General features: G+C 40.6%; 27 protein-coding genes, 1 other RNA gene and 2 pseudogenes. 20 read left to right on the top strand and 10 right to left on the bottom strand.

Annotated elements, in window-relative coordinates:
• Nucleotides 1–27 precede the first annotated feature (27 nt).
• Both HMPREF2086_RS07260 and HMPREF2086_RS10915 read right to left on the bottom strand, forming a co-directional pair.
• On the bottom strand, nucleotides 28–486 hold the full coding sequence (locus HMPREF2086_RS07260; protein WP_023928136.1) for a tRNA (cytidine(34)-2'-O)-methyltransferase: 459 nt from the start codon (nucleotides 484–486) through the stop codon (nucleotides 28–30).
• Nucleotides 487–673: 187 nt separating this feature from the next.
• Entirely contained in the window at nucleotides 674–1,267 is a 594-nt protein-coding gene (locus tag HMPREF2086_RS10915; protein ID WP_023928135.1) for an LPP20 family lipoprotein, read from the bottom strand.
• A 198-nt stretch (nucleotides 1,268–1,465) separates the two neighbouring features.
• On the opposite strand from HMPREF2086_RS10915, the gene trpS reads away from it, so the two are divergent.
• The 3 genes from trpS (at nucleotide 1,466) to HMPREF2086_RS07235 (ending at nucleotide 3,572) form a co-directional block, all read left to right on the top strand.
• Complete coding sequence (gene trpS, locus HMPREF2086_RS07245) at nucleotides 1,466–2,554, top strand: tryptophan--tRNA ligase (protein WP_023928134.1); 1,089 nt, start codon at nucleotides 1,466–1,468, stop codon at nucleotides 2,552–2,554.
• A 117-nt stretch (nucleotides 2,555–2,671) separates the two neighbouring features.
• The gene (locus HMPREF2086_RS12475; protein ID WP_023928133.1) at nucleotides 2,672–2,977 is read left to right on the top strand and encodes a DUF5408 family protein; all 306 of its coding nucleotides are present in this window, start codon (nucleotides 2,672–2,674) and stop codon (nucleotides 2,975–2,977) included.
• 10 nt (nucleotides 2,978–2,987) lie between these two features.
• A complete protein-coding gene (locus tag HMPREF2086_RS07235) occupies nucleotides 2,988–3,572 on the top strand; it encodes an RBBP9/YdeN family alpha/beta hydrolase (RefSeq protein WP_023928132.1) in 585 nt (194 codons plus the stop codon).
• Between the two features lie 74 nt (nucleotides 3,573–3,646).
• Here HMPREF2086_RS07235 and HMPREF2086_RS07230 read toward each other — a convergent pair whose 3' ends face one another.
• The 4 genes from HMPREF2086_RS07230 to HMPREF2086_RS07215 form a co-directional block, all read right to left on the bottom strand.
• Nucleotides 3,647–6,163 carry an AAA family ATPase gene (locus tag HMPREF2086_RS07230; protein ID WP_084330326.1) on the bottom strand — a complete coding sequence of 839 codons (2,517 nt, stop codon included), beginning with the start codon at nucleotides 6,161–6,163 and terminating at the stop codon, nucleotides 3,647–3,649.
• Entirely contained in the window at nucleotides 6,156–6,461 is a 306-nt protein-coding gene (locus HMPREF2086_RS07225) for an ATP-dependent Clp protease adaptor ClpS (RefSeq protein ID WP_023928130.1), read from the bottom strand. The genes HMPREF2086_RS07230 and HMPREF2086_RS07225 overlap by 8 nt, the downstream gene beginning before the upstream one ends.
• Before the next feature lie 202 nt (nucleotides 6,462–6,663).
• A complete protein-coding gene (gene miaA, locus HMPREF2086_RS07220) occupies nucleotides 6,664–7,701 on the bottom strand; it encodes a tRNA (adenosine(37)-N6)-dimethylallyltransferase MiaA (RefSeq protein ID WP_023928129.1) in 1,038 nt (345 codons plus the stop codon).
• A 27-nt stretch (nucleotides 7,702–7,728) separates the two neighbouring features.
• Nucleotides 7,729–8,898: an FtsW/RodA/SpoVE family cell cycle protein gene (locus HMPREF2086_RS07215; protein WP_023928128.1), complete on the bottom strand. Its 1,170-nt coding sequence runs from the start codon at nucleotides 8,896–8,898 to the stop codon at nucleotides 7,729–7,731.
• Nucleotides 8,899–9,365: 467 nt separating this feature from the next.
• Between HMPREF2086_RS07215 and ssrA the strand changes: the two genes are divergently transcribed.
• Nucleotides 9,366–9,732: a transfer-messenger RNA gene (gene ssrA, locus HMPREF2086_RS11200) on the top strand.
• Between the two features lie 132 nt (nucleotides 9,733–9,864).
• Here ssrA and HMPREF2086_RS07210 read toward each other — a convergent pair.
• Nucleotides 9,865–10,305, bottom strand: a complete 441-nt coding sequence (locus HMPREF2086_RS07210; RefSeq protein ID WP_023928127.1) for a hypothetical protein — start codon at nucleotides 10,303–10,305, stop codon at nucleotides 9,865–9,867.
• Between the two features lie 202 nt (nucleotides 10,306–10,507).
• Between HMPREF2086_RS07210 and HMPREF2086_RS07205 the strand changes: the two genes are divergently transcribed.
• Entirely contained in the window at nucleotides 10,508–11,062 is a 555-nt protein-coding gene (locus HMPREF2086_RS07205; protein WP_023928126.1) for a hypothetical protein, read from the top strand.
• A gap of 13 nt (nucleotides 11,063–11,075) precedes the next feature.
• Here HMPREF2086_RS07205 and HMPREF2086_RS07200 read toward each other — a convergent pair whose 3' ends face one another.
• Complete coding sequence (locus HMPREF2086_RS07200) at nucleotides 11,076–12,302, bottom strand: hypothetical protein (protein WP_023928125.1); 1,227 nt, start codon at nucleotides 12,300–12,302, stop codon at nucleotides 11,076–11,078.
• 214 nt (nucleotides 12,303–12,516) lie between these two features.
• Here HMPREF2086_RS07200 and HMPREF2086_RS07195 point away from each other — a divergent pair, with 214 nt between their 5' ends.
• The 5 genes from HMPREF2086_RS07195 to mqnP all read left to right on the top strand — a co-directional run bounded on the left by HMPREF2086_RS07195 (nucleotide 12,517) and on the right by mqnP (nucleotide 17,603).
• Entirely contained in the window at nucleotides 12,517–12,870 is a 354-nt protein-coding gene (locus HMPREF2086_RS07195; RefSeq protein ID WP_023928124.1) for a DUF448 domain-containing protein, read from the top strand.
• The gene (gene infB / locus HMPREF2086_RS07190; RefSeq protein ID WP_023928123.1) at nucleotides 12,855–15,581 is read left to right on the top strand and encodes a translation initiation factor IF-2; all 2,727 of its coding nucleotides are present in this window, start codon (nucleotides 12,855–12,857) and stop codon (nucleotides 15,579–15,581) included. The genes HMPREF2086_RS07195 and infB overlap by 16 nt, the downstream gene beginning before the upstream one ends.
• Nucleotides 15,582–15,650: 69 nt before the next feature.
• Complete coding sequence (rbfA, locus tag HMPREF2086_RS07185; protein WP_023928122.1) at nucleotides 15,651–15,998, top strand: 30S ribosome-binding factor RbfA; 348 nt, start codon at nucleotides 15,651–15,653, stop codon at nucleotides 15,996–15,998.
• A gap of 31 nt (nucleotides 15,999–16,029) precedes the next feature.
• Nucleotides 16,030–16,491, top strand: a complete 462-nt coding sequence (locus HMPREF2086_RS07180; RefSeq protein WP_023928121.1) for a ribosome maturation factor RimP — start codon at nucleotides 16,030–16,032, stop codon at nucleotides 16,489–16,491.
• A 221-nt stretch (nucleotides 16,492–16,712) separates the two neighbouring features.
• Nucleotides 16,713–17,603: a menaquinone biosynthesis prenyltransferase MqnP gene (gene mqnP / locus HMPREF2086_RS07175; RefSeq protein WP_051397673.1), complete on the top strand. Its 891-nt coding sequence runs from the start codon at nucleotides 16,713–16,715 to the stop codon at nucleotides 17,601–17,603.
• Between the two features lie 50 nt (nucleotides 17,604–17,653).
• Here the strand turns inward: mqnP and HMPREF2086_RS07170 are convergent, their stop codons facing one another.
• Nucleotides 17,654–18,100: a hypothetical protein gene (locus HMPREF2086_RS07170; protein WP_023928119.1), complete on the bottom strand. Its 447-nt coding sequence runs from the start codon at nucleotides 18,098–18,100 to the stop codon at nucleotides 17,654–17,656.
• 248 nt (nucleotides 18,101–18,348) lie between these two features.
• On the opposite strand from HMPREF2086_RS07170, the pseudogene HMPREF2086_RS07165 reads away from it, so the two are divergent.
• A pseudogene (locus HMPREF2086_RS07165) lies at nucleotides 18,349–18,897 on the top strand (pyridoxal-phosphate dependent enzyme); the annotation flags it as partial.
• Between the two features lie 238 nt (nucleotides 18,898–19,135).
• Here the strand turns inward: HMPREF2086_RS07165 and HMPREF2086_RS07160 are convergent.
• A complete protein-coding gene (locus tag HMPREF2086_RS07160; protein ID WP_023928117.1) occupies nucleotides 19,136–19,900 on the bottom strand; it encodes an outer membrane beta-barrel protein in 765 nt (254 codons plus the stop codon).
• A 266-nt stretch (nucleotides 19,901–20,166) separates the two neighbouring features.
• Between HMPREF2086_RS07160 and HMPREF2086_RS07150 the strand changes: the two genes are divergently transcribed.
• The 9 genes and pseudogenes from HMPREF2086_RS07150 to HMPREF2086_RS07110 all read left to right on the top strand — a co-directional run bounded on the left by HMPREF2086_RS07150 (nucleotide 20,167) and on the right by HMPREF2086_RS07110 (nucleotide 26,960).
• Nucleotides 20,167–20,850 carry a F0F1 ATP synthase subunit A gene (locus HMPREF2086_RS07150; RefSeq protein ID WP_023928116.1) on the top strand — a complete coding sequence of 228 codons (684 nt, stop codon included), beginning with the start codon at nucleotides 20,167–20,169 and terminating at the stop codon, nucleotides 20,848–20,850.
• A 44-nt stretch (nucleotides 20,851–20,894) separates the two neighbouring features.
• Nucleotides 20,895–21,134, top strand: coding sequence for a hypothetical protein (locus HMPREF2086_RS07145; protein WP_023928115.1), 240 nt, complete (start codon nucleotides 20,895–20,897; stop codon nucleotides 21,132–21,134).
• 14 nt (nucleotides 21,135–21,148) lie between these two features.
• Nucleotides 21,149–21,317 (top strand): annotated as a pseudogene (gene tatB, locus HMPREF2086_RS12535) (Sec-independent protein translocase protein TatB); the annotation flags it as partial.
• A 542-nt stretch (nucleotides 21,318–21,859) separates the two neighbouring features.
• Nucleotides 21,860–22,654, top strand: coding sequence for a twin-arginine translocase subunit TatC (gene tatC, locus HMPREF2086_RS07135; protein ID WP_023928113.1), 795 nt, complete (start codon nucleotides 21,860–21,862; stop codon nucleotides 22,652–22,654).
• 27 nt (nucleotides 22,655–22,681) lie between these two features.
• On the top strand, nucleotides 22,682–23,917 hold the full coding sequence (gene queA / locus HMPREF2086_RS07130; RefSeq protein ID WP_023928112.1) for a tRNA preQ1(34) S-adenosylmethionine ribosyltransferase-isomerase QueA: 1,236 nt from the start codon (nucleotides 22,682–22,684) through the stop codon (nucleotides 23,915–23,917).
• Between the two features lie 65 nt (nucleotides 23,918–23,982).
• On the top strand, nucleotides 23,983–24,675 hold the full coding sequence (gene rsmG, locus HMPREF2086_RS07125) for a 16S rRNA (guanine(527)-N(7))-methyltransferase RsmG (RefSeq protein WP_023928111.1): 693 nt from the start codon (nucleotides 23,983–23,985) through the stop codon (nucleotides 24,673–24,675).
• A gap of 9 nt (nucleotides 24,676–24,684) precedes the next feature.
• Entirely contained in the window at nucleotides 24,685–24,948 is a 264-nt protein-coding gene (locus tag HMPREF2086_RS07120) for a PP0621 family protein (RefSeq protein WP_023928110.1), read from the top strand.
• Between the two features lie 8 nt (nucleotides 24,949–24,956).
• Nucleotides 24,957–25,520, top strand: a complete 564-nt coding sequence (locus HMPREF2086_RS07115; protein ID WP_023928109.1) for a hypothetical protein — start codon at nucleotides 24,957–24,959, stop codon at nucleotides 25,518–25,520.
• A gap of 126 nt (nucleotides 25,521–25,646) precedes the next feature.
• Complete coding sequence (locus tag HMPREF2086_RS07110; RefSeq protein ID WP_023928108.1) at nucleotides 25,647–26,960, top strand: ComEC/Rec2 family competence protein; 1,314 nt, start codon at nucleotides 25,647–25,649, stop codon at nucleotides 26,958–26,960.
• Nucleotides 26,961–26,963 lie beyond the last annotated feature (3 nt).

Here is a 26,963-nt window from a genome sequence, read left to right as displayed (position 1 = left end):
GTGTTTTTGTCTAAAGTATGGGGTGGTTTATTGTTGCAAGCCATTTTGCCTTATAGCTTCATAGAGTGCTATGCCTACGGTTGTGGCGAGGTTTAGGCTTCGTGCTTTTGGCGACATAGGGATTTTGAAAGTTTTTTCTTCATTGTCTTGCAAAATCACTTCATCGATTCCTGCATCTTCTCTACCGAAATACAAAAAGCATTCCTTTTGGAATCGTGCTTCATAAAAAATCTTTTTTGCTTTTGTGCTGAAAAAATAATGATTGCAATCAAGCGGGTAGCACTCCCAAAAATCCTCCACACAATCCCACTCTTTTAAGTCCAAATGCTCCCAATAGTCCATTCCTGCGCGTTTTAGGTATTTGTCATCTAGGTGGAATCCTAATGGGTGGATAAGGTGTAGCTTGGCTTGCGCTGCTACGCAAAGCCTGCCGATATTTCCTGTGTTTTGGGGGATTCTAGGCTGAAGTAAGATAATGTGTGTCATTTTAGCACTTAAAAAGATAGAGATGATAAAAAGAAAAAAGCAGAATCAAAATGCGTAAAACATAAAAAAAGCATTTGGGCTAGAATCTAACCCAAATGCTTAAAATGCAATCTTAAAGCGGACAAAGTCAAACACGCAAAATCCTAAGCAAAATTACTTTAAGATTTTGGTGCTTTTGGCTTAAAAGTTATTGAGCGTTTAGCTCTTGGCTTTTTGCTTTTTCGCCATCGATTAGTTCATCAACGGTTTGAGCTAGCTTTTTGGCGGCGGCTTGATTTACACCTTTTGCTTTTTGTAGATTTTCTTCTAAAAGTCGTGTGTCAAGTTTTTCGATTTTGATAAGCACATATAGATTTCCTGTTTTGCTTACCCATTTATTTACCACGCGAGAGCCAGCTAGGGACTCATTTACGCTTTGGCGTATGGCTTGGACTGCTTCTTGGTTTACGCTGTCTTCGCCACTTGTGGTTAGCTCTCTATACTTGCTTTCTACTTGGGTGTTGATTTGCCCTGCGAGTTTTGTGCGAGCAGCTGCTTCTGCTTGGGTAGTGGCAAAGCTAAGATTGTTGTTTTTGATTTTGGCACTGCCTGTGGCAGCAAGTAGCCCAGAATCGCCCGTAACCCAATCAGGTGCGCCATCAAATTCTGCTGCTACGCCTGCATCGTTTTTTATCCCTTGTAGTCCGCCTTTGTCGCCACAGCCCACAAAGCCTAGCAACGCGATAAATCCAAATACTAGCCCAAGAACTAGGTTAGCTGACATTTTTACTACATTCCTCATTTTGAATCCTTTGTTTTGGAATAAGCCCGCATTATATCCTTTAAAAGATTAACGATTTCTAAAAAACGATATAATGCGCTTAAAATAACCTTATATGAGGTTTTTTCCATTTTATGCACTTTTTTATGCACTTTGTTTGCGCAAACTTGGTAAGCCTAAATTTGACAAATCTTAAGAAAATCAACAAAAAGGATAATGATGCACAAAAAAGATTCTGCTAGCAAAAATCCACAGACAAAATCTTTGGCAAAAGCCCCCACAGATTTGCCCTCAAACACCAAATCTGTCAAAAACTTAAGCGCAAAAAAGCGCGTTTTTTCGGGCATACAGCCCACAGGAGAGATTCATCTAGGAAATTATTTGGGTGCAGTGAAAAATTGGGTAGATTCCCAAGATGAGTATGAAAATATCTTTTTTATCGCCAATTCTCACTCTATCACGATGCCCCATAGCCCAAAAGAGCTAGAATCTAGCACTTATAAACTAGCTGCTATGCTACTAGCTTGCGGGATAGATACGCAAAAATCCGCACTTTTTGTCCAAAGCGCGATTGATTATCACCCTGCGCTAGCGTGGATTTTGGATTGTAATATTTCTATGGGCGATATGGGGCGAATGACGCAGTTCAAAGACAAAAGCGCGAAATCTAGTGCACAAAAAGCAAGCGTTGGGCTTTTTAACTACCCTGCGCTTATGGCGGCAGATATTTTGCTCTATGAGGTGGATTTCGTCCCTGTGGGGCAAGACCAAAAGCAGCATTTAGAGCTTACCCGCAATGTCGCGCAAAAATTTAATCGCGACTATGGCGAGTGCTTCAAAATCCCAAATCCACTTATTCAAAAAGTCGGTGCAAAAATAATGGGACTTGATAATCCTCAAATAAAAATGAGCAAATCCCAAAAGGGCGAAAATCACGCGATATTTTTGCTTGATAGCCCTGAAGTCATCACGCGCAAAATCAAAAAAGCTACGACAGATTCTGCGCGTGAAATCGTGTTTGATGAGAATCGCTTGGGGCTTTATAATTTGCTATGTATGTATGAGATTTTTAGTGAGCAAAGTAGAGAGGTGATAGAAGCGGAGTTCGCAGGCAAGGGCTATGGCGAGCTAAAGTCTAGGCTAGGAGATTTGCTAGTAGAGTCCTTGCGTCCTATTAGGGAAAAATATGATGAAATAATGCGCGAAAAGGGCTATATAAAGCAGGTTTTGGAATCTAGCGCGGACAAAGTCCGCCCCATAGCCAAAGCCACTTATGAGAGGGCAAAAAATCTTATAGGGCTTGTGTGAGATGTATAAGACAATGGTTTTGCTAGAATCTAGCTTTTTTGGTTTTTGTGTGGGGTTTTGGCAAGATTGTTGCTTTAGACTAGAAATCAAAAAATACTCTAAAAAAGGCGCATATTTATGGATACACAAAATACACAAAACACTTTGCAAGAAACTCGCAAAAACACTTCTAGCACCTCTAGTGATAGCCAACTAGCTATATGTATCGCTCGTAGGGCGATGAAAATCGTGATATTTATCGGTATGGCTTCAGTGGTGCTACTAATGATAAATATCTATATACTGCTAAATCAAATCACTGCCACTGCGCAAATAAGCCGTGAGATAAAAACAATAAAGCAAGTGCTAGAAAATCCCTCTAATGTAGATTCTAGTGTGGAATCTAGCCAAATGCCAAATCAAAACCAAATCAACACTAAATAAGTAGTGTCAAATGAAATCCGCAGAGAATCAGCAAAAGCGCGTATTTATCATTCACGGATTTGACGCACACCCGCGTAAGCATTGGTTTGTGTGGCTAAGAAAGAAGGTAGAAAATCTAGGGGCGAGGGCAGAGATTTTGGCTATGCCAAATCCACAAATGCCAACCCTAACACAATGGCTAGAGTGCATAAAGGACAATGTGGGCGTAGCAGATACAAATACTTTTTTTGTCGCTCATAGTTTGGGGACGATTACCACACTGCGCTATGTCCAAACGCTGAAAAAAGATTCACAAAAACTCGGTGGAATCCTGCTTGTATCGGGCTTTTGCGCTCCGCTTCCATCACTTCCGCAGCTAGATAGCTTCACAAATGGCGAGCTAGAGTATGGTAGTATCATCTCTACTGCTCGCTCTCGTATCATTATCGCTGCAAAAGATGATGAAATCGTGCCTTGTGAGCTAAGCCAAAATCTAGCTCAAAATATCGAAGCGACATTTGTGTGCGAGCCAAAGGGAGGGCATTTTATGCAAAGTGATGGGTTTGATACTTTTGAGCTTGGGTTCTCGCTATTGCGTATGCAGCTAGAATGCTAGGCACATTTTCAACACACTTCTAAATTCTAAGCCCCATTCTAAGCACATTTCAACATAGTGCGCTTAAGTGGGACTTACTTCAGTGATAATACAAATTCGCCTTTAGCAAAACTTACAAGCACTTCGCCACCTTTATCTAGCTTGCCACTAATGATAATCTCGCTTAAGTTTGCCTTTATCTCACTATCAATCGTCTTTTTTATCTCTCTAGCACCTAGCGCACTCTCCCCACTGCTCTCACTTAGGCGATTTAGTGCACTGCAATCAAGCGTGATTTTTATCCCGCGACTCTTTAGCGACTCGTTTATATCGCTAAATATTTTTTGCGCTATTTTTCTAAATTCTGCTTTGCTAAGTGGATTGAAGTGAATCGCTCCATCAAGCCTGCCTCGAAACTCTGGGCTAAAAATATCTTTTAGCGCACCGCTTATGCGAGCGGAATTATCCGCGCCAAATCCAATAGCATTGCCCTCTTTGCTCCCTGCATTTGAAGTGAGAATCAAAATAGAGTTATTAAACCGTGCGATATTGCCCATATTGTCCGTAAGAGTGGCATTGTCCATCACTTGTAAGAGGATATTATAAATATCGCTATGTGCTTTTTCTATTTCATCTAGGACAAGGACACAATGCGGATTTTTGCGGATTTTATCTACGAGGATTCCGCCATTTTCATAGCCCACATATCCTGCAGGTGCACCGATGAGGGTGGCTACGCTGTGGGCTTGAGAATACTCACTCATATCAAATCGCACAAATGCCATTCCCAAATGCGAGGCTAGCTCTTTTGCTAGCTCTGTTTTGCCCACACCACTAGGACCGCTAAAAAGAAAGCTACCTATGGGGTGGTTTGGCTCTTTTAGGTTTGCTTTGGCGATTTTGATAGCACGGACGACTTTGTCTATGGCTTCATCTTGGGCATAAATGCGCTTTTTTAGTCGCTTATCAAGGCTTTTTAGGGCGTTGCGCTCATCTGCATTTACTTGGGATTTGGGGATATGATAGGTTTTGCTTACTACTTCTTCGACATCTTTTTTGGTAACGATTATGGTGGGTTTTGCGGAGTGCTTTGGGGTTTTGGATTTGATAGATTGTGTTAGTTTTGTGGATTCTTTTAGCCCCACAACTTTGTTTGCGATTTTGATGTTTGTAGTTTGGGCTTGCAAGTTTTTTGGATTTTTTAGGGCGTTATTGTCTTTTGACAAATCCAAACTTTCATTTCCTGCAGAGTAGCCACCTAGTGCAAATCTTGCTCCCACTTCATCTAGTAAATCAATCGCCTTATCAGGCAAAAACTTATCGTGTATATATCGATTTGCTAGCTCTAAGCACGCTTCAAGTGCTTCATCATCATACTTTAGCGCGTGAAATTCCTCATAAAGTGGCTTTAGTGAGTGTAAAATCTCTAAGCAAGAATCTAGGCTTGGCTCTTTTATGTCGATAGCACAAAATCTGCGTGATAATGCTTTGTCTTTGTCAATGCTTGTTTTGTATTCGCTAAAAGTGCTAGCACCGATGCAGCGGATATTGCCATTTGCAAGGGCTGGTTTTAGCAGGTTTGAAGCATCCATACTACCCCCCGAAGTCGCACCCGCACCGACTAAGGTATGAATCTCATCAATAAAAACGATGACATTTTCTCTCTCTTCTAGCTCGGCTATGATTGCTTTTAGTCGTTTTTCAAAATCCCCTCTATACTTGCTTCCTGCGACAAGCGCACCCAAATCAAGCGCGTAAATCGTGGCGTTTTGTAGCTTTTGGGGGACTTTGTTTTGCTCAATGGCTAGGGCTAGCCCCTCGACAATGGCGGTTTTGCCAACGCCGGGCTCACCTAGCAGGATTGGGTTATTTTTTTTGCGCCTGCAAAGAATCTCGCAAATGCGCTCTAGCTCGCTATCTCGCCCGATTAGTGGGTCGATTTTGCCCTGCTTTGCAAGGGAGTTTAGATTTTTAGAAAAGCCATCAAGTGAGGATTTTGTAAGTGTGCTTTTTGATTTGTTCTTCGTAAATGCTACGCCTGCTTCAAAGCTAGGCTGTGAGCCAAAATCTGCTCGCATATTTTCGGCATTTTGCTTATCAAAATCGCTAAAACTTGGGATATTTTCTAAAATATCAAGCCTAGCGACTTGCAGGCTTTTTAGCAATCTCGCACAATAGCTATCTTGCTCCTCCATAGCAAATGCCAAAAAATCCCAAAATTCTACGACATTTGCCCCTGAAGTATCCGCGTGGCGCACCATTTGAGAAAACACTCGCCCCAAAGCAGGCGTTTGCTTAGGCAGTGAAATTTTTTCATTGCTTGGAATATACCTTATGATATAGTCTTTTATGTGGGATTCAAGCTGGGCAGTGTTTGCCCCACAGGCTTCCAAAAACTCTTTGCTTTTTTTATGCACGATAAGCCCCAAAAATATATGCTCAATGGTTAAATACTCGTGGTGAAGCTCTCTTGCTACCCGCACGGAGTAATCAATAATTTCACTTAGCGTATCAGTAAAAATAGGCTGGGCTCTAAAAGGTGGGTTTGAAAATGGCATTTTTGATTCTCTTTCTTGGATTTTGTTGGGATTTGGTTTGGCTATTTTACTCAATAGATTCTGCGTAGGCTTTGAGAGGGAATTGCGCTTCTTTGGCGGCTTTTATGGTTTCTTGGACTTTGACTTCGCCTATGTCATAAGGGTAGATTCCACCGATTGCCTTGCCGTTTTTGTGGATTTCTAGTGTGATAGCGATAGCTTCATCACGGCTTTTGGAGTAGATGTTTTGGAGTATTTCTACGACAAATTCCATTTCTGTGTAGTTGTCATTTAGCAAGATTACGCGCACCATTTTGGGCGTTTCTAGTAGTAGTTGGGAGTCTATATCAAGTTTTGTGCTAAATTCTGGCATATTTGTCCTTTTTGGTATTTTTGGCATTTGTAGCGATTGTCTAAGCCTATCTCTTGTAACCACATATTGTAACAAAAATTTGGCATACATATACTAAATCTATGTAATTCTGCTTGCTAAAAAATCTAGCACACAAAATTTAGTTTATAAATTCTGCTAAAACTTAGTTTGGCAAAATCTAGCAAAATCTAAATATTTTTTTTTAAGAAAAATCTTGCAAAATTTTCTCTTCTAGTCTATGATAGGGCAAGCAAATCGCACTAGGAAACTTTGAGCGGTTAAAAGTGCGCTGTCGCTTGGCAAGCTGCCTTGTGTGTGTGGCGATATTTTGTGCTAGATTTTGTAGATTTTGCTTATCGCTCAAATCAATGCTGTTTGTAAAATCTCGGAGGCATTCTTTTAGCCCGATAGCTTTAAATGGCTGAATCTCACTTCCATAAGTATCTAAAAGCCATTTTGCTTCGCGCACTAGCCCGCTTTCTATCATTGAGTTTGTGCGCTTGCTTATGCGCTCATTTAGCTCATCTTTTGGCGTGTCTATGGCGTAGATAGGGATATTTGACAAAAGCGGAGTTTTTTTATGCGTGGAAAAATACTCACTTGGTGGCATACCACTTGCGAAGTAAATACATAGCAGTTTTTGCAACCTGTAAGTATCGTTTGGGTGGATAGATTTTGCTGAAATCTCATCAATAGATTTTAGAAATGCGTAAGGATTTTCTAGTGTAGAGATTTTTTGGCAAATCTCATCGCTAAGCGTAAAATCTTGCTGGGATAGTCCCTGCATAATGCTATGCAGATAAAATCCGCTTCCACCCACTAGGATAAGCCCGTTAGTATCGCTAGTGTCATTGCTTGTTTGTTTTGTTGATTTGGCTGCTATGTCCTCTAGTGCACGCGTAAAAATCCTCATAAACACACCTGCACTGCAATGCTCTCTAGGCTCTAGCTCATCTATGCCATAGTGCTTGATTTTGGCTAAATCCTCTTTGCTAGGCTTTGCTGAAGCGATAGAGATATGCTTATAAATGCTTAGAGAATCAAATGAGAAAATCCGCATTTTTAGCTTGCTAGCAAGGCTTATAGCAAGAGTGCTTTTGCCACTTGCAGTAGGCGCGACAATGGCAAAAATCTTTGGTGGCAAGGGTAGTGGGCGTGGGAGGTGCAGTGAGTGTGGCAAGTCTTGTGAATTTGACAAGCCTGATAAGTCGGGCAAATGCGAAAAGTGCTTGGAGTGCATTTATCGGCTTTGTGGTATAAGCAAAATCTAGTGTTTAGGGTATTGGGCTACTTGGGAGAGGCTTAGCACAAGCCCGATTGCTAGGCAGTTTGCTAGCATAGAGCTACCACCATAGCTAAGGAAAGGCACGGCAATGCCTTTAAGCGGGATAAGCCCTGCCACACCAAGCGCGTTTATAAGGAAGCTAAGCCCGATAAGCATAGCAATGCCCACACAAAAAAGATAATGCACATCGTTTTGGACGCGATTTGCGATTTTTAGTATGCGATAGACTATGTAGATGATGAGTAACACACACACACTAAGCCCTACTAGCCCTAGCTCCTCGCCTATGCCAGCTAGCACCATATCAGTATGCACTTCGCTTAAAAAACCTAGCTTTATGATTCCATTTCCAAGTCCTGTGCCAAAGATTCCGCCATTATATAGGGCATTGGTAGCGTGGTAGATTTGGTAAGGCTCTGGCAGGTTTTCTACGCGCAAATAATCAGCAAAGCGGTGTGGCAATAGTGGCAGTATAGAATCTTGGGCATTTGCATACCACGATTTTAAGCGATTGATTCTATGCTCTGAAGTGGCGATAAAAAGGCTTGCCAAACTCCCACTTACCAAAAGCAACACCCCAAAAAGCCCCGAGCTTCCGCCCGCTGCGATTAGCATTATGGTTAGCGTGAGGGCTAGCAAGACTACTTGCCCTAAGTCATTTTGCATAACCGCAAGCACCATAACCACTAGCACAAACACCGCAATATAGGGCAAAACTACTAAGATTTCTTGGAAAATATTTCGGTTTTGGTTTGAGGCAAATTTGCGCGAAAAACTCCACGCCAAAAAAAACACAAATCCTATCTTAAAAAACTCGCTAGGTGCGATAGAGATAAGTGGCAAGCGAATCCACCGCTTCGCCCCGCCTGCAGAAGTCGCCATACTCTCGGGCAAAAATGGCATAACAATCATCAAAAAAAACGCCACAAAAAATAGCAAAAATCCAAATTTGAGAAAAAAGGTGTTTGGTTTGCATTGAGCCAAAGCCCACATAAGCAAAATCCCCATAACCGCACTTGCAAACTCCCTTTGCACGAAGTGTAGCTCGCTATAATGATATGCTAGCACGGGATAGCTAGATAGCGAATAGCTCATTACCACCCCTATGCCGATGAGTGCGCTAGTAAATAAAAATAGCCTAGAATCTGCCATTTGCGCGTCCTTTTGGGAAGTTTGATTTGATTTTGTGTCTGATACGGTTTGTTTGCTAGGTTTATATTTTGGTTGATTCTTGCAGATTTTGCAAACGCATTAAAACGCGTTGATTAAATGTTGTCTTTAAAACTAATTTGGTGGATATTTCAAACCAAAAGTGTAGCAAAAAATCGTAGAACTTTGCTAAAGTTTGGCAAATAAGGATTTATTTATATTTGTTGTGTTGTTTGGTTTGTATTGCCTAAAAGCTATTTTTGCGTAGTTTTTGTGGTTTAGATTTTGCTTTTAAGCTAAAATTTATGTATGTGGTGCTAAAATCCGCACTTTCAAGTCGCTAGATTATTTGTGCTTTTTTGTGCTTGTGTGGGATTCTCAAGTTGCACAAAAATTAAATTATACAAAATTTTGGCGATTTGTGTTTTTCTTTTTACCCGCAGTTTTGGCTTTATCACGCTCGGGTTTTTGGGGTCGACTTGGCTTCGACAGGATTCTCTTCCCTTGAGTGCATGTCAGCGCGGGAGGCTGTAAAACTCCCACTTGCAATAAACGCAAACAACACAAAATTCGCTCCAGCCTACGCAAAAGTCGCGTAAGCTTAACTAATTTCGAGCCGATTATCCTAGCTATACTAGCTCGCTAGAAATAATCGTAACTTCTGCTAGTTGCGCTTGCAATCTTGCTTTAGGATTTTAAGCAAAGACTTATAAAGCTTTTTGTGTGAGGGTTTTTAGGTTTTAGCCACACAAGAAATCTAAACCTATGAAAGCATGTAGATTCTCTTGATTTGGAGGTGAGTTTTGGACTGGGGTTCAACTCCCCACGACTCCACCATTTTTTGCTTCTTTTTGCCTCTGTTTTTTTTACTTCTTTGAAAAACTCTGAAAACTTTTTGTAAAAAGCACCTTAGACTTTTCCCTCTTTTTAGATTCTTACGAGTTTAGCATTTTCTCATTTTTTATTTGTTTATTTGCTCCACCCGCGAGTGAGTGCGTGGCACTGCATACACCGATGATTGATTTTTTGAAATGCTTCATAGGCTTTCATTTTTTGGTTTTTGCTTAGGAAATATTCTAGGCTTGTGCGCTCTTCTACGATATTGTTGATAAATGAGTAAATAATCGGCGCGTAATTTAGATTATTTTTTGTCAAAAAGACTTCGATATTAAACCTCCTTAGCGCGTCAAAATCCACTTTGTGTCGCGTGATTCCCTCTCTCACTAGCTCGAAGCGATTTAGGCTAAACCCTTTTTGGATTAAGTCGCTATCATATTGTAGCTTTTGCATAATCTCTACAATGTTTGATTCTGCAGAGTGAGCTGCGCTAGAAAAAAGCACCACAAAAAGTGCAAATGTGGCAAAAATCTGCCAAAAAAAATGTGAAAAGTTAGTGTGAGAAAGTCGCATACTTTGCCTTGTAGTTTGGGAATCTTTGATTTTGGCGTTTGTGATTTTGCCATTTGTTATTTTGCAGGGTTTTTTAAGATTTTTGCATTATACTAAAATCTAGTAAAATTTTGCGCTAGAATTCTAATGCTAAAAATCTACACATAAGCCACCAAACTACAAAAAGCATAAGCAAAGTATAAGCCACGCAAAAAGGACAAAAATGTCGCAAAACCACCAAGACACAAATGACACCAATCATACTAGCCACACTAGCTACACCAATAACACCCAAGAATCCTCACAGAGTTTAAAGCCCTGCTTTAAATGCCTTAGCACGCTTATTGGCATAAATATCGCTCTAGCTTTGGGGGTGCATTTTGTGCTAGGATTTGGCTATGCTATAAGTTTTTTTGTCGCTCAAGTGAGTGCGTTTTTAGTCGTGCTTAGTTCGTTTTATGCGATGAAGAATAAACTAAAAAAAGCTAACCTTGAATCTAAAGAATCTAAAGAGTCCAAAGAATCCACAGATAGAAAACCTCTCTCCACACAAGATTCCGCGCAAGATGATGAAGAGCCAAAACCTAGCCCTGTTTCGCGCTTTATCTTAGGAGTGGAGCTATCTTTTGGGCTGTATCGTGTGCTAGCGTATTTGGTGCTAGCAGTGGGGATTGTCGTGCTTATGGATTTAGGGCTTTTTTGCGTGCTGGGATATATCGCTGGAGTGATAGTCTGCTTGTGTAGTATCGTGCTATTTCAGCTAAAAGGCTATAAGTAGATTTGGTGGCAAACTAATAAGCAAAGCGCACAAATGCCCTTAGCGAGTTGCCTTTCCCGAAGTTGTTAGCATCCATATAGGCATAGCCCACGCCCGCACTTAGTCTCATAGCCTCACGCTTCCATAGCGCGAAATCACTCATAATGCTATACTCCGTATAAGTCCCAAAACTTATCATCACATCAAGCCTTGCACCGATTTTTTCTTGCAAATCAATACCGCCAAATACATAGCCATATAGCGATGAGCCTTGTAGATAGGGTGCAATACCATTACCAAAAAACGACCTACCATAAAATCTGCTAGAATCACTTAGAGCATAAATGCGGTTATTTCTATTTCCCATTATCCACACTACACCTCCACCGAAGTTGAAGTTTTTGATACTCATCGCCTCATCGCCCCACACAAGCACCGAGCTAGCTGCACCACCTTGAGCAATGTCCCAATACTGATACATAGCACGCAAAGTCGTATAAGAAAATAATCCACTCTGCCCGATAGGTAGATTTAGCCCTGCTTTGATTCCACCCTGAAGCAAAAAGCTGTTTTGCACTTTTGTGTTAAATAGCACAAAGGGTTTTAGTAGCACACCCTTGTAATCAAAGTCTACCCCACCAGCCACTATTTCGCCACCTACTAGCTCATTTTTGCGTGAGCCTGTGTTGTAGCTTATTAGCGAGCCTAGATTTGCTGCGATTCTCTCACCTTGCACATCATCTTTTTGCACTCCATTATAAAGGTAAGAGTTGGCATAAGTAAGCCAATAAGACATTGTCTCCTCATAAGTCTTAAAGCGCAAAGATAGTCCTTGCACATTTCCACCAAGCCATTCAAATTTTGCAAACTCATTGTCAAATCGCCCTGCAAAAAATGACACAAGGCTGTTTTCATAGCCTATGTAGGCTTGCGCAGCATCGCCCGAGCTAGCATAGATGACAGTCGCCTCTCTTTGCACCCAAGGAGTCCAGCCACCTATTGCGCCTATCCCCCACACAAAGCCATTTTCTAGCGAAAAAGTCGCGCCGATTTTTGCCATAACGCCTATATGGCTATTGCTTGAGGCAAAATCTGCTGCGCCTACTGCACCTAGCGTGCCTTTGGTGTCGATTTTTATATCAGGGATTTCTAGGGCGTTTGCACTTGTGGCTAGCAGGCTAGATAATGCCAAGATTTTGAAGTCAAAGATTTTGCTAGATTTTTTTTGTGCGGTGCTATCTATCTTTTTTGAGTTTTGCATTTTTTTCCCTTGCGTTTGGTTTTTTCTTTGGTGTGTTTTTGGATTTTAAGACTTGGTATACTATTTTTAAGTGTGCGTATTGTATAGGACAAACTTTATAAAAAGTAAATATGCCAAAACTAAAATCAAAATCTAAAAAGGCTAAAGTTTTATGGTATTTTAGGGAATTTAATGCTAAAATACCCGCCAAATTTACTTGCATAAAGAAATATAAATGTCCCCTTTTAGCAAATATGCTAGCGCAAAATCTATCCGAATGTGTGTATGCTGTCGCGGGAGGTTTGCTCAAGCGGAGTTGTATCGGTTTTTGGTAGAATCTAAAAACGACACACAAAAAATCATCAAGCCCTATACTCCACAGAGATATGCGACTAAAAAAGATGACACAAACAAAAAAGGCAAAAAGGGCGAAAAAAAAGGAAAAAGCTTTTATTTTTGCAAAAAATGCTTGCAAGAGTGCCTAGCAGATGAAAAGCAGCTTAAAAAGGGATTTGCAAAAGCTATTAGGGCATTGCCTCAAAATCTAGGAGAAATTCAGGAGATTGCACAAGAATGGCTATCAAAGTAAAACTATCAGAAATCGCACAAGACATCGCAAGAAAACCAGAAGAGGTTGTCGCAAAAGCCAAAGAGATGGGCTTAAAGGTGCATAATGTAACAAGCTCGGTAGATGTCGAAATCGCAGGCTATATTTCAGAATATGTCCTCACGGGTGTAAATAAAATGCCCGCTCCAAAACCCGCAAAATCTACCACAAAAAGCACGACAAAATCAAAAGATTCTACCAAGACAAGTCAAGCTAAAAAAAGCGATAAAGAGGATAGTGATAAACCAAAAAAACCAACTGCTAAAAAAACTAAAGATTCTAAAAAAGAAGCAGAGCAAGAATCTAAAGATGCTACAAAAACTTCTCCTAAAAAATCTACAAAATCCACTACACAAAAAGAAGCAAAAGCAACAAAAGAATCTAAAGAAGCCTCCAAACAAGATGAAGCAGATGATAGCACACAGACACAAGTTTTGCCACAGCAAGCTACAAATGACAAACCAGACATAGACAAAGATTCTACGCTTATCCAGCGAAGCACAGGCATTCGTATCGTCAAAAAAACTCCCCAAGCAGATTCTACACCCAAGCCAGCTCCACAGACACCTAGACAAAAGGCTTATGCACCATCTTTGCACGATATGCTAGATAAAGAAATGAAAGATGAAGAGCCACTTATTCGCAAGCCCAAAAAGCCAAAAAAAGTCGCAGCTACGCACCGAGAGGGTGAGCAAAAACTTCAAATCACAAGCAGGGAAATAAGTTCAAAAGATTTTGATGATGAGCAAGATGAAATCGTGCTTTTTGACTTAAATGAGCGCGAAATACGCGATGAGGACAAAGAAAACGAGGTTAGGCAAATCATCACTGATAGAGTGCGAGTGCAGCGCAAAAATCCGTGGCTAAATGAGACGCGCTCTATCTCTCGCTCAAGGCGCAAAAAACCACCAAAACAACAAGTAGAATCTAGTTTGAGTGCAAAAAGCGCGATAGTTATCCCCGAAGAAGTGCGTGTATATGAGTTTGCTGAAGCGGCAGGACGACCACTCACAGAAGTCATCAAAGTGCTTTTTGGCTTGGGACTTATGGCGACAAAAAATGACTTTTTAGACAAAGATGCTATTGAGATTTTGGCCGAAGAGTTTAAGATAGAGGTATCTATCCAAAGCGAGGAGGCTCTGTCCCAAGATGGAGAATCTAGCTTTGATGAAAGTGAGCTATCGCCTCGTCCTCCTGTGGTAACGATAATGGGGCACGTAGACCACGGAAAAACTTCATTACTTGATGCGATACGAAATTCACGCATAGCAAGCGCAGAAGCGGGCGGTATCACACAGCATATCGGCGCGTATATGGTAGAAAAAAATGGCAAGCTAATTAGTTTCATAGACACTCCCGGCCACGAAGCGTTTAGCCAAATGCGAGCGCGAGGAGCGCAAGTAACTGACATTGCTATAATCGTAATCGCAGCTGATGATGGCGTGAAGCAACAAACCATAGAAGCCCTAAATCACGCAAAAGCCGCAGGTGTAGAAATCATCATTGCTATGAATAAGATGGACAAAGAAAATGCAAACCCAGATAAACTAAAAAGTGAGTGCGCGGAGCTAGGTTTTATGTCGCAAGATTGGGGTGGGGAGTATGAGTTTTTGCCCATTTCAGCAAAAAGTGGCGAGGGGCTAGAAAATCTGCTAGAATCGATTTTGTTGCACGCAGAGATTTTGGAGCTAAAAGCTGCGTATAACGCTCCTACTCAAGCTATCGTGCTAGAGGGAAGTATCCAAAAAGGGCGAGGACCTGTGGCGAGTGTTATCATCAAGCAAGGCACGCTAAAGGTGGGCGACCCTGTGTATGCGGGCACAGCGTATGGACGCGTGCGCTCTATGGTAAATGATAGAGGCGAGAGTATTGATAAGCTAGAGCCTTCAAGCGTGGCTTCTATCGCGGGGCTATCTGAAGTGCCAAGTGCTGGAAGCAAGCTATTTGTCGAGCAAAGCGATACAACTGCAAGAGAAAAAGCCCAAAAACTAGCCATATATCTGCGACAAAAAGAGCTTAGCAAATCTACAAAAGTTTCTTTTGAGGAGCTAAGCGAAATGGTTGCAAAAGGACAGCTAAAGACTATCCCACTCATCATCAAAGCCGATACACAAGGTAGCCTAGAGGCGATAAAAGCTAGCGTAGAGAAGCTAAATAATGATGAAGTCCAAGTAAATGTGATAAATTTTGGTGTAGGTGGCATAACCCAAAGCGATGTCGAGCTAGCAAGTGCTAGTGAAAATTCACTGATTTTGGGGTTTGGACTGCGTCCTACAGGAATCGTAAAAACAAGCGCGAAAGAACTTGGAGTGGAGATTAAGACTTATTCGGTGATTTATGATTTGCTAGATGATGTCAAAGCCCTAATATCTGGACTTATGAGCCCACTTATTGAGGAGGAAAACACAGGGCAAGCCGAAGTGCGTGAGACATTTAGTATTAGCAAGGTGGGCGTTATCGCTGGTTGTATGGTTACAGATGGTAGTATCAAGCGTGGGATTGGGGTTAGACTTATCCGTGATGGCGTAGTGGTGCACACAGGCGCGATTGCAAGCCTAAAGCGGTTTAAAGATGATGCCAAAGAAGTGGCAAAGGGCTATGAGTGTGGCATAATGCTTGAAAACTACAATGACATTAAGGTGGGCGATGTGTTTGAGACATTTATCCAAGTCAAAAAAGCGCAAAAGATTTAGTTTGGCAGAGAATTTAGGACTTAAAAAATAGCAAGAAGTATTAAAGCCAAGAAGCATAAAGCAGTGTAAATGTCTATCCACCTAGAGCGCACCCAATCCCTCCTCCAAGAGCTACTTATAGAAGCACTATCGCAGTTGCAAGACTCGCGTATAAACTCGCTAAATATCACGGCTGTGCGTTGCTCTAAAGGCAAGTATAATGCCCAAGTCTATATCCAAGCCAACACAAATGATGAAAAAGAAAAAAAAGAGATTTTAAAAACTCTTGAGAGGGCAAAGGGAATCTTAAAAGAATATGTGCTAAATGCTAGTGGGTGGTTTAAGTGCCCAAATCTACAATTTAGCTTTGATGATAGCCTAGAAGTAGCGCAAAATCTAGAGCAAATCTTTGCCAAAATCGCGCAAGATTCCAAATAGTCTAGGCAAGATTTACTGACAAAGGCAAAAGATGAAGCACAAACTAAGCTATGAGCTAGATAGAGAGATTCAAAGCGAGCTAGAATCACTCATACACTCTTGTGAGTGTGAGCTTTATGACATAGCACTTGTGCGCGAAAATGAAGTGTTGATTTTACGCATTAGCATTATGGCAAGCAAAGGCAGCACCACACTTGAGCTATGCACAAAGGTAAGTGAGATTATCTCGCCTTTTTTAGATGTCAAAGATTTTATAAAAGACGCATATCATTTGGAAGTAAGCTCTCCCGGGCTAGAGAGAGTGCTAAAGATACCAAGACATTTTATGCTATCTGTGGGGACAAAGGTGCTTGTGCGAACTATTGATAAAAACGAGCTAGAAGCCATTATTTTGGGTGCTGATGAAGAGGGTGTAGAGTTTGAGCTAGAGCAATCTAGCGTGCGCATCCCTTATGCAGAATTAAAAAAGGTAAAAACTATTTTTGAGTGGTGAAAATGAAAAAAAATACACAAGATAATATGGATTCTAAAAATTTTGGACGAAATCGTGGTGAAAACCCCAAAAAAGATTCTTGTGTGGAAAATCCTTGTAATTTTTGCGAGGTAGATTCTAGTGTGGATTTTGGCGGGGATTTTAGTAAGGATTCTAATAAAGAGTGTCTAGCACACTCTACCAAAGCTCAAGCTAGCGCACAATCTAGTCCTAGTGAAAGTATTGCTAGTTTCCCCCCGCTTCAAATCCTTGCTTCAAAAATCGCGCACTTTAGTGAGCTAGTGGCGTTTAAGCATACGATTTTTAGCGCGTCTTTTATTTTGATAGCTATGTGTGTGGCGAGTGTGGAGAGTAATGGTAGCATTTGGGTGGGGACTAAGACATTTTGCCTTTGTGCTCTAGCCCTCATCACTGCGCGAAACTTCGCTATGGGGTTTAATCGCTTTTGTGATAGAAAGATAGATGCGCTAAATCCACGCACCACCTCACGCCCAAGTGTAGATGGCAGAATCTCTAGCTTTTCTATCGCTATTTTTTGTGCGATAAATGCGCTTGGATTTATTGCTACGAGCTATTTTATCAACCATTTGGCATTTGCTCTTAGCGTGCCTTTTTTGCTGATTTTGGGTGGATATAGTTTGATGAAGCGATTTAGCTCTTTGGCGCACTTGGTGCTAGGTATCTCTCTAGGATTAGCCCCCATAGCTGGTGTCATCGCCGTGTCTGGCGAGATAAGTGCTTGGAGTGTGATTTTGGCTGTGGGGGTGGCTTTTTGGGTGGCTGGGTTTGACATTTTGTATTCTTTGCAAGATATTGAAGTGGATAAAAGAGAAGGGCTTTTTTCTGTGCCATCGCGCTTTGGGGTGAGGGGTGCGCTTATTTTTTCAAGAGTGTTTCATATATTTGCGGTTTTGGCGTGGGTGTGGTTTGGTATGAGTGCAGGGCTTGGGGCGTTTGGATTTGTAGGAATTGGCATAAGTGCGATTATGCTGTGCTATGAGCAGTATTTGGTAAGCAAGGATTTTGCCAATATCCCAAAAGCATTTTTTGTAACCAACGGCTATTTGGGATTTATATTGCTTGGATTTATCGTGCTAGACGCGCTTGTTTGATTTTTGGCTAGCAATTAGGATTTGTAGATTTTTAGCAAAAATCAAAAATTTTAGATTCTATCGCCAAAGAAATATGCTCCAAACCAAAAGTTTCTACATTCTGTGGCTTTGCATTCTTTCTTTGTATTTGGATTGTCAAAATCCGCGTATTTTTCTCGCGCTTTATTGCCTATCTCACTATCTTTGCCAAAATCAAAATCAAGTTTTCTAGCGTTTTTTATGGTGATAGTTTGTCCCATAAATTTCCCTTTAACTCCTTTCTTGTTACCCTCATCATAGATAAACCCTATATGCAAATAATCCTTGCCGTTTGTAGAATCAATACACAAGTAATGTGGCACTTCGCCATTATGTCCGTTGATTTTTGGATTTATAGGCATTTGCTCACTATCAGCTTCAAATGGATAATCCTCGCCTATTTTGACTTTTTTGTGAAAGCCTAGCAAGACATCTTTTCTTGGCTTAAAGCAATTTTTGCATTTTTTTTTTGCTTTCATCAAATCCTTTTACACTACTTATCCACGCCCACTTAGCGTTTTGCAAATACTCGCCTTGCCCCTCAATCTTTAAGATAAATTGTTTGTGTGATTTTGACTTAATTTGTATTTGCGTTTCCTCACTTGCTAAGATAAATTTTCTAGGATAAAACCAAAACTATATCAAAAAAAAAAAAAAAACAACAACTTGTCAATTAGCGGCTAAAAATATGGCTAAAAAAAACGAACGAAGTAATCATAAGAGGTAAGGTGCGCTTAATAAGGCAAATGAGATTGTGGCAAATACGCCAAACTCCTTTATGCCAAGCCAATTTAGCAACCTTGCCAACAAAGAAATGCACAAAAGAACTACCGCAGTAGAGATTTGGGATAGCTTTGGGGCGGATTTGGACTACTTTGTAGCGGGCTTTGGCACAGGCGGGACGATAAGTGGCGTGGGCGAAGTGCTCAAAGAAAAAAATCCAAGCGTAAAAATCATAGGTGTAGAGCCAGCTGCCTCACCACTGCTTAGCAAAGGGCAAGCAGGCGGGCACAAGATTCAAGGCATTGGGGCGAACTTTATCCCAGAAATCTTAAATCGCACCGTTATTGATGAAATAATGTGTGTAGAAAATGATGATGCTATCGCTATGGCACAAAAGCTAGGCAAAATCGGCATAATGGTCGGAATCTCCAGCGGTGCAAATGTGAGTGCAGCACTCCAAATCGCAAGAACACACAGCGATAAAACTATCCTAACCGTGCTTAATGACACCGCAGAGCGATACCTAAGCACAGATTTGTTTAATACGCTTTAGTTTTTATGCGCTAGATTTTGCTAAAATCGTGCTTTGCTCACTATTTTGAAACCGTAAGCAAAGCACGATTAAAGCACGCGAGAGAAGCGTATCGGTTAAAGCAGACAAAGTGGCTCATAGATAAAAACACACTTTTTTATCTATGAGCCACTTCATATAGTGATTAGATTTATATAAGATTCTAATCACTATAAATCAAACTAGATAAAAATCTAGTAAATAAACCCACAAAAAATACCTAAAAACTAAAAGTATATCGTGCGGTTATCGCATAAGTATGCGATAAATAATTGACGAGTTTGGCATTTACTTGCGCTCCTTGAATGACGCCACTACCACTTTCATCTAGTAGAGTTGTTTTTATAAACGGTATGCGTGCGACTAGCTCAAATCCGTGCCTATCCCCCACTCCTAACCGCACTCCTGCATTTAGGGCGACATCTAGTCCTGTGCTTGTTAGACTCCAAGCGGAGTTCAATGATTGGGCATAGTCCTCGTGGTCATCCAAATCTTTGCCCATCCAAGTCATTCCACCTACACCCACACCTAGAAATGCACCAAAATCTAGTGCGTCATTTGCGACAAAATTTACCAACGCATCGATATTTCCTCCGTAATTTATAAGCGTTCCATTGACTTTTGTTTTCCAGCCATAATCTCTTGCTACGGTGTTTGATTTTAGCTCGGCGTGATGCAAAGAAACATTTGCATAGTAGCGCAAACCAAAATGTGGGGTAAAAAACTGCTTATATCCCACGACTAGCCCATATTTCACGCCATCTCCGCTATATTTTGCACTTTGAGATTGATTGAATCCTGTCGCGCTTACTGTTATTTTGTTTTCAAACGCACTTGCGGCATATCCTACCTCTACCCCTGCAAAGACTGCGCTTTCTTCGGCACTTGCTATGCCACTTCCTAAACCTAATAAAGCCAAGCTAAGTGCACCAAAAGTGCGAGTAAGGACTTTGCTTTTAGTTTTGCTAATGCTGTTTGTTGCCATTTGATTCTCCTTAAATTTGGCAAATTTACCCTGATTTGTGATTTTGAAGTTTAAGGGCATAAAGAGAATGCTACCCCCCCCCCCCTGAATGTTTAGTAAATGAATTATGACTTTTTGTAAAAATTTTAAAAAATGTGTAGATTTTGCAAAATTTGCGAAAAAATATGCAGATTTAATCTGCTACTTAACAAAGTTTGGGCAAAATACTGCCAAACGCTTTGTAAATTTGCATAACTACTCCATAATCCACACAAAAGGAAACCCAAATGGAAAACCGACTTTTTACCATTGCAAGTCTTTTTAGCACTGACCACCACTTCATCATCGCTTTTTACACTATCGTTTGTGCTGTCGTAACCGTGGCGGTGGCAAAACTAGCCACGCGCAAAATGAGCGTGATTCCAAACTTTTTGCAAAATCTCCACGAAGCTGCCATAAGCGGAATGCTCTATATGGCAAAAGATGTCATCGGTGAGGAAAAAGCACGCAAATACTTTCCACTTGCTGGCACGATAGGATTTTATGTGTTTTATTGCAATATTATCGGTATGATTCCGGGCTTTGAAGCTCCTACTTCTGCGTGGGATTTCACGCTTGTGCTAGCATTGATTGTGTTTTTTTATTATCACTTTGAGGGGATTCGCACACAGGGTGTTATCCACTATTTTGCGCACTTTATGGGACCTGTCAAATGGCTAGCCCCACTTATGTTTCCTATCGAAATCATCTCTCATCTATCTCGTATTATTTCGCTTTCTTTCCGTCTTTTTGGAAATATCAAGGGTGATGATATGTTTTTGCTTGTTATGCTTATGCTTGTGCCATATCTTGTGCCTGTTGTGCCTTTTGCGATTTTGCTTTTTATGGCTGTGTTGCAAGCATTTGTATTTATGATTTTGACTTATGTGTATTTGGCTGGCGCAGTCGTAGTCGATGAGGGGCACGCATAGGCGATACCTTGAAGCAAACTTTTAGTTGATTTAGAGTGTCGATAATGTCTTTTTTTGGGAGTTTTGAAGCATTTTTGCCTAGAATTTTAGAGTTTTTTTGCGGGCTTTTTTTTGGGCTTGGGATTTTGGGTGCGTTTATGGGGTATTTGATATTTGATATAGTGTTTGATGAGCCGTTTTTCTCTGCCTTGCTAGCACTTATCGTGTTTTGTGTGTTTGTGTTTTTTGCGCTAGTGGCGAAATCTCTTTGCCTGCTACTAAAGCAAAATCCTCCCAAAACCTAAAAAGATTTATACAAATGTTTGGAATCGGCTTTTTTGAGATTCTCATTATCTTAGTTGTGGCGGTGATTTTTCTAGGACCTGATAAACTGCCACAAGCGATTGTGGATTTTGTGAAGTTTTTTCGTGCGCTAAAAAGAAGCATAAACGAAGCAAAAGACACACTTGATAAAGAGCTAGAGATAAGCAAACTTGTAAGCGAAGTAGAGGGGATAAAATCTCAATTTGAAACGCAGGTGGATTCTATCACAAAAGATATAGATTTGGGGAATCTACAAGAAATCAAAGAGATAAAGCAAGAAATAAACGAGCTAGAGGGTGTAAAAGATAGATTCCAAGATGAGTTGGGGGATTTGGGTAGAAATGTGGGAGCTAGTGATTCTCTCTTCGGAGAGTATAGCGCACTACCAAGCGCAAAAAAACAAACACCAATAAAAAACAAAAAATCTAGCCCAAAATCCTCCACCAAATCCACTCCAAAGTCTACTACAAAAACAACCACAAAATCTGTCTCAAAAAATATAGCAAAATCCTCCAAATCTACCACCCAAAAGCCTACCACAAAAACTACGACAAAAACTAGCATAAGCCAAAGTGGCAAATCCACCAAAAAGCCTAGCGTAAAATCAAAAACGATGATAGGGGCGATATAATGCTACACAAAAATCTAGCACAAAGACAGCTAACCACAATAGCTAAAAAATACTCTACCATAAGGCCGTGCTAGAATGTTTGAAGATTTAAAGCCACATATACAGGATTTGCGCAAGCGACTTGTCATCTCTACCGCTATGATTTTGGTGGCGTTTATTGTGTGCTTTAGCTTTTGGAAGTCCATATTTGAGTTTGTAAAATCCCCCATTGAGCGTGCATTTAGCGATAATATCAAGGGGACTTTGATGCAGCTTACCCCACTAGAGGGGATTTTTTCTGCGATGAGTATTTCATTTTTGGCAGCACTTGTGATTTCTACGCCTGTTATTTTTTGGCAGATTTGGCTTTTTGTCGCACCGGGATTGTATAAAAAAGAAAAAAAAATCATCTTGCCATTTGTGTTTTTTGGTAGTGCTATGTTTGCGCTAGGTGCGGCATTTGCCTACTATATTGTGTTTCCTTTTATGATTAAGTATATTTTGATGTTTGGAAATGATATGTTTGCAGCAAATATATCTATTGAAAGTTATGTGGGATTTTTTATCCGCATTGTGCTTGGGTTTGGTGTGGCATTTGAGCTACCTGTGCTTGCTTACTTTCTAGCACGCGTGGGGCTTATCACTGATGAAAGCCTAAAAAATTTCTTTAAATACGCCGTAGTGCTGATTTTTATCATCGCTGCTATCATCACGCCTCCAGACCCATTCTCACAGCTACTAATGGCAATCCCACTTGTAGGGCTATATGGGCTTGCTATTATCATTGCCTACTTTACCAATCCCGCTCAAAAGCCAAAAAAGCCCGCAAAAAAATCTACCCACAATTTTTCACAAGGCAAAAAAGATTCTGCCAAGACAGATAAAAACTGACAATGCAAAAAATGGATTATTCTAAAAATGGATTCTTACGCGCTACAAAGCTATGAGTATGATTTGCCAAGCGAGCTTATCGCTAGCTACCCTGCTAGCCCAAGAGAGAGTGCGAGGCTACTTATCTATGAGCGAGCGAGCAAAAAAATCACGCATAGCAGTTTTAAGAATCTATTTAAATTTATCCCGCCTAGCACGACTATTATCCTAAATGATACGCGTGTGCTAAAAGCTAGAATCTATGGCACAAGGCTAGGCAAAATCACTGCCCAAAATCCACTCTCTAAAAACGACAAAGCAAACAATAAATCACAAAATCAATCAAGTGGTGGGAAAAGAGAGATTCTTTTTCATCGTTTTATCAGCAAAGATGAGGTTTTGCAAGAAATATCACAAGATAAAAATCTAGCAGAGATTTTGTCGCAATCTAAGGTGGATTTTTGCTCACTATGTCAGACAAAAGGCAAGCTAAAAAATGGCGACATAATCGCCCTAGAAAAGGGCTATGAAGCTAGAGTGCTTGCCACTCTTCCAAGTGGCTATAAAGTCATCGCATTTTTTTATCGACAAAGGCAATGCGCTCAATATGAAATCATAAAAATGCTAGAAACTATCGGGCATATCCCGCTGCCTCCCTACATAAAGCGCGAGGATAGCTCACTAGATGAGAGCGAATATCAAACCGTATTTGCCACACAAAATGGCTCTATCGCCGCTCCTACGGCTTCGCTGCATTTCTCAAAATCTATGCTTAAAGAGCTATATTTGCGCTTCCCCACTGCTACGCTTACACTTCACATAGGTGCGGGGACATTTGCCCCTGTGGTAAGCGAGGATATTCGCTTACACAATATGCACAAAGAATGGCTAAGTATCCCACCAAAAACGCAAAAAGCGATAAAAAATGCTAGTAAGATTTTGTGTGTGGGAAGCTCATCTATGCGTAGTGTGGAGTGCTATGCGAGGGCTTTGACAAAGCTAAAAACCACGCAAAAATCACAACATTTATCAAGCGATTTCACAAATGACTTTACAAGCGAAGTTGCAAGCGATTTTCAAACGCAGTGCGATATATTTTTGCACCCGCAAAATCCACCTATAAAGACGGATTTTTTGCTTACTAATTTTCATCTGCCAAAATCCACCCTCATAATGCTTGTAGCTTCTATGGTGGGGCTAGATGAGTGGCGCAAAATCTATAATGAAGCGATAGCACAAAAATATCGATTCTACTCCTATGGCGATGCAATGCTGATTTTGTAAAGCCACAAGACTAGCAAGGCTAATAGATTTTTATCCGCACAATAAAATCCAAAAAAGTAATAAAAATGCAAAAATTAAAAAAACTACTAGAATCCGCCCCACAGATTTTGCAAGACACCACGCAAGAGTGTGCTTTAGAGAGGGCAAAAGATTTTTGTCAAAATCTGCTTGTGTGGAATGCCACGCACAATCTTAGTGGGGCAAAGAAAATCTCTCAAGTGGAGGAAAATATCATTGATTCGCTTCTGCCTTTTGCGTTTATCTCGCCTTTTTCTAGTTGTCTAGATGTGGGCTCTGGAGCGGGGTTTCCTGCGCTTGTTATGGCACTAGCGCGTCCAAAAGTGGATTTTCATCTATGCGAGCCACGCGCAAAAAGGGTTGCTTTTCTTTCATTTATCGCTACAAAGCTAGGGCTAGAAAATCTCCATATCCACAAATCCCGCATACAATCTCTAGTAGCCACGCAAGAGAATCTAGCAAAATCTAGCGCAAAAAAAGCACGAGATTTTGAGCTTATCACTTCGCGAGCACTTATGGATAGTAAATCTCTCATTTTAGCCACACAAGAGATTTTAGAGCCAAATGGGCATTGGCTATTTTTCAAAGGCTCACAAAGTGGCGATTTTAGCGATTTGGGATATGATATGCTTAGGGTTTGCGCTAGAGATTTGGCGAAAAATTTAAATTTTGGCTGTGCAAATAGCTATAATAGCGAGCGGATTTATCTCTATATTTGCCAAAAATCTCAACTAACATAAGGAAAAAAAATGCTAAAAGGTTTAATTATCGTAGGGCTTTTTGCTCTGCTTGTGGGGTTTGTGATAAATGCGATACGAAAGGCACTAGGGCATTTTAGCTCAAACAATCAAGCAAGAAACTATGCAGAGCATAAAGCACAAAATGAAACACAAAATCAAATGATACCCTGCAAGCAATGCGGGACATACATAGATACGCAAGATAGCTTTAGCCACAGGGGAGTGCATTTTTGCTCCAAAGAGTGCTTAGAGCTATCACTAAGCCAAAAATAAGGTAGCTTATGATACTCATAGGACACCCACATATCCCAAGCGAAATTTTTAGGCATATCACTTCGCTAAGTGATTTGGAGCGGGATTTGCGCTTAAGTGAGGGCGATGAAGTGCGGAGCGCACGGGGTAGGGTTTTTTGGTTTGGTGCTAGTGAGGATAGAGAATTTACATTAAGTAAATTTTGCGCTAGCAATAAAATAGATTTTGCCGTGATGATAGGAAATATCAAGGAGTGCATTTTAAGTGCGCAATATATGCCAAAATACTTAATAGTTGATTTTAGGGTGGTGGATTTTAGTTTGCCTAGTTTGGAAAATCCTAAAGAAGCGGGTTTGCAGGATTTAAGAGCTATCGAGAAAGATTTGGGAGCGAGTAAAAAAGGTTTGAGAATGAGTGAGTTTGGCTTAGGAAAGGATTGTAGCCCCTCACATAGCTTAGCAAAAGTTTGCCAAAATATTGCGGATTCTTATCTTTTTGATTCTAAGATTTTGGCTGTCATTCAAAGTGAGCAAGAGATAGAATCCCTAGCGTTATCTCACATTGATGGAGCGATATTTTTAGACGCACTGTAGCCCAAATAAGCCTACCAAAAACTTGCACTAAATCTTTTATTAGCAAAGTCAAGCAAAGCCAAGCCACAGGCAACACTAAGCAAGCCTAAAATCTAAAAAATAATAAAAGGTGATTCTTACGCATTTATGGCACAAAAAGTAAAATTCTCCCCCTATCAAATTCCACTCATCGAGGGTGCTAAACAGTGGTGTGTCGCGCTTTTGTGCCTTGCCTTGCTTTGTTTGGTAAAGATAGGCTATGAATACCACAGCTACACAAACTTACCCTTTGACACGCCGCAAGAGATAAAAGCCCAAGTCCTACTCCAATACAAAAAAATCAAGCCAGATAAGCCAAATAAGCCTTACACCGTGATGAAGCTAGAATCTAGTGGGCATATTTTTTATATCACTTCAAAAGAAAATCTAAAAGACTTGCAAGGGCGATTTGTGCGCGTGTATGGCAAAGTCGATAAAAGGTGTGGCTTTGTGGAGTATTTTAGAAGCTGCTTTTTTATCGCTTTTTCTATTTCGCTAATGCCAAAGAGAGAATTTAGCGCACCGCTAAAGCAATACTTTGCTTCCCAGCACCAAAGCCAAATTCAAGCTAGTCTTTTTGGTGCGCTATTTTTTGCTGATAGTTTGGCTAAGCAGTGGAGGGAAGTGGCAAACAAGCTAGGGCTAGCTCATATCATCGCTATTAGTGGATTTCATTTGGGTGTGCTTAGCGCGTTTTTGTTTGGGCTTTTTGTGCTGCCATATCGTTTTTTGCAAAATAGATATTTTAGCTATCGCAACGAGCTCTATGATTTGGGTGGAGTGATTTTGTTATTTATGTGTGGCTACTTGGTGTTGTTAGATTTTACTCCCTCTTTTTTGCGTGCGCTTGTTATGGGGATTTTGGGATTTTTGCTACTTTTTTGGGGGCTAGAGATTGTGAATTTTAAACTTTTGGGCTTGGTAGGGGCTATTTGTGTCGCGCTATTTCCAAGTGCTGCGTTTAATATAGGCTTTATTCTCTCAATGGCAGGAGTGTTTTATATATTTTTGTTTGTTAAGTATTGCCCTAAATTGCCTAGTGTATGGAATTTTGTGTGGTATTGGGTGGCGTTTAATGTTGTGATATTTTTTAGCATTACGCCTTTGGTGCATTATTTTTTCCCTTATTTTTCGCCTTATCAGCTCGTTAGCATTCCTGTTAGTTTGGCTTTTGTAGTGGCGTTTCCACTGATGATTGTGCTACATATTTTTGGGCTTGGTGGGGTTTGTGATAAATGGCTAGATATGGTGGTGGATTTGCAGATTCCAAGTATTGATTATTATTTATCAGTGCCTTTTACTCTTTGTTATGTGGCTTTGAGCTTTGGCTCGATTTTTTCTAGGAAAATCTACTTTGCAATGTTGGCATTTGCGCTGATATTTTGGGTGTATTTACTTGCTAGATTTGTTAGTGCGACTTAAGCT

It is taken from the genome of Helicobacter macacae MIT 99-5501 (genome assembly GCF_000507845.1).
In the GTDB taxonomy this organism is placed as follows: Bacteria; Campylobacterota; Campylobacteria; order Campylobacterales; family Helicobacteraceae; genus Helicobacter_B; species Helicobacter_B macacae.
This window is presented reverse-complemented; position numbering and strand designations above follow the sequence as displayed.

Excerpts from the sequence above, each read along its gene's own strand:
- HMPREF2086_RS10915 (WP_023928135.1), bottom strand. The coding sequence starts at position 1,267 with ATGAGGAATGTAGTAAAAATGTCAGCTAACCTAGTTCTTGGGCTAGTA.
- HMPREF2086_RS07215 (WP_023928128.1), bottom strand. The coding sequence starts at position 8,898 with ATGGCAGATTCTAGGCTATTTTTATTTACTAGCGCACTCATCGGCATA.
- HMPREF2086_RS07235 (WP_023928132.1), top strand. The coding sequence starts at position 2,988 with ATGAAATCCGCAGAGAATCAGCAAAAGCGCGTATTTATCATTCACGGA.
- trpS (WP_023928134.1), top strand. The coding sequence starts at position 1,466 with ATGCACAAAAAAGATTCTGCTAGCAAAAATCCACAGACAAAATCTTTG.
- miaA (WP_023928129.1), bottom strand. The coding sequence starts at position 7,701 with ATGCACTCCAAGCACTTTTCGCATTTGCCCGACTTATCAGGCTTGTCA.
- rsmG (WP_023928111.1), top strand. The coding sequence starts at position 23,983 with ATGCAAAAATTAAAAAAACTACTAGAATCCGCCCCACAGATTTTGCAA.
- HMPREF2086_RS07145 (WP_023928115.1), top strand. The coding sequence starts at position 20,895 with ATGTCTTTTTTTGGGAGTTTTGAAGCATTTTTGCCTAGAATTTTAGAG.
- tatC (WP_023928113.1), top strand. The coding sequence starts at position 21,860 with ATGTTTGAAGATTTAAAGCCACATATACAGGATTTGCGCAAGCGACTT.
- HMPREF2086_RS07210 (WP_023928127.1), bottom strand. The coding sequence starts at position 10,305 with ATGCGACTTTCTCACACTAACTTTTCACATTTTTTTTGGCAGATTTTT.
- infB (WP_023928123.1), top strand. The coding sequence starts at position 12,855 with ATGGCTATCAAAGTAAAACTATCAGAAATCGCACAAGACATCGCAAGA.
- HMPREF2086_RS07200 (WP_023928125.1), bottom strand. The coding sequence starts at position 12,302 with ATGCAAAACTCAAAAAAGATAGATAGCACCGCACAAAAAAAATCTAGC.
- HMPREF2086_RS07260 (WP_023928136.1), bottom strand. The coding sequence starts at position 486 with ATGACACACATTATCTTACTTCAGCCTAGAATCCCCCAAAACACAGGA.
- HMPREF2086_RS07160 (WP_023928117.1), bottom strand. The coding sequence starts at position 19,900 with ATGGCAACAAACAGCATTAGCAAAACTAAAAGCAAAGTCCTTACTCGC.
- HMPREF2086_RS07225 (WP_023928130.1), bottom strand. The coding sequence starts at position 6,461 with ATGCCAGAATTTAGCACAAAACTTGATATAGACTCCCAACTACTACTA.
- HMPREF2086_RS07195 (WP_023928124.1), top strand. The coding sequence starts at position 12,517 with ATGTCCCCTTTTAGCAAATATGCTAGCGCAAAATCTATCCGAATGTGT.
- HMPREF2086_RS07115 (WP_023928109.1), top strand. The coding sequence starts at position 24,957 with ATGATACTCATAGGACACCCACATATCCCAAGCGAAATTTTTAGGCAT.
- rbfA (WP_023928122.1), top strand. The coding sequence starts at position 15,651 with ATGTCTATCCACCTAGAGCGCACCCAATCCCTCCTCCAAGAGCTACTT.
- HMPREF2086_RS12475 (WP_023928133.1), top strand. The coding sequence starts at position 2,672 with ATGGATACACAAAATACACAAAACACTTTGCAAGAAACTCGCAAAAAC.
- HMPREF2086_RS07150 (WP_023928116.1), top strand. The coding sequence starts at position 20,167 with ATGGAAAACCGACTTTTTACCATTGCAAGTCTTTTTAGCACTGACCAC.
- queA (WP_023928112.1), top strand. The coding sequence starts at position 22,682 with ATGGATTCTTACGCGCTACAAAGCTATGAGTATGATTTGCCAAGCGAG.
- HMPREF2086_RS07120 (WP_023928110.1), top strand. The coding sequence starts at position 24,685 with ATGCTAAAAGGTTTAATTATCGTAGGGCTTTTTGCTCTGCTTGTGGGG.
- HMPREF2086_RS07205 (WP_023928126.1), top strand. The coding sequence starts at position 10,508 with ATGTCGCAAAACCACCAAGACACAAATGACACCAATCATACTAGCCAC.
- HMPREF2086_RS07180 (WP_023928121.1), top strand. The coding sequence starts at position 16,030 with ATGAAGCACAAACTAAGCTATGAGCTAGATAGAGAGATTCAAAGCGAG.
- HMPREF2086_RS07170 (WP_023928119.1), bottom strand. The coding sequence starts at position 18,100 with ATGAAAGCAAAAAAAAAATGCAAAAATTGCTTTAAGCCAAGAAAAGAT.
- HMPREF2086_RS07110 (WP_023928108.1), top strand. The coding sequence starts at position 25,647 with ATGGCACAAAAAGTAAAATTCTCCCCCTATCAAATTCCACTCATCGAG.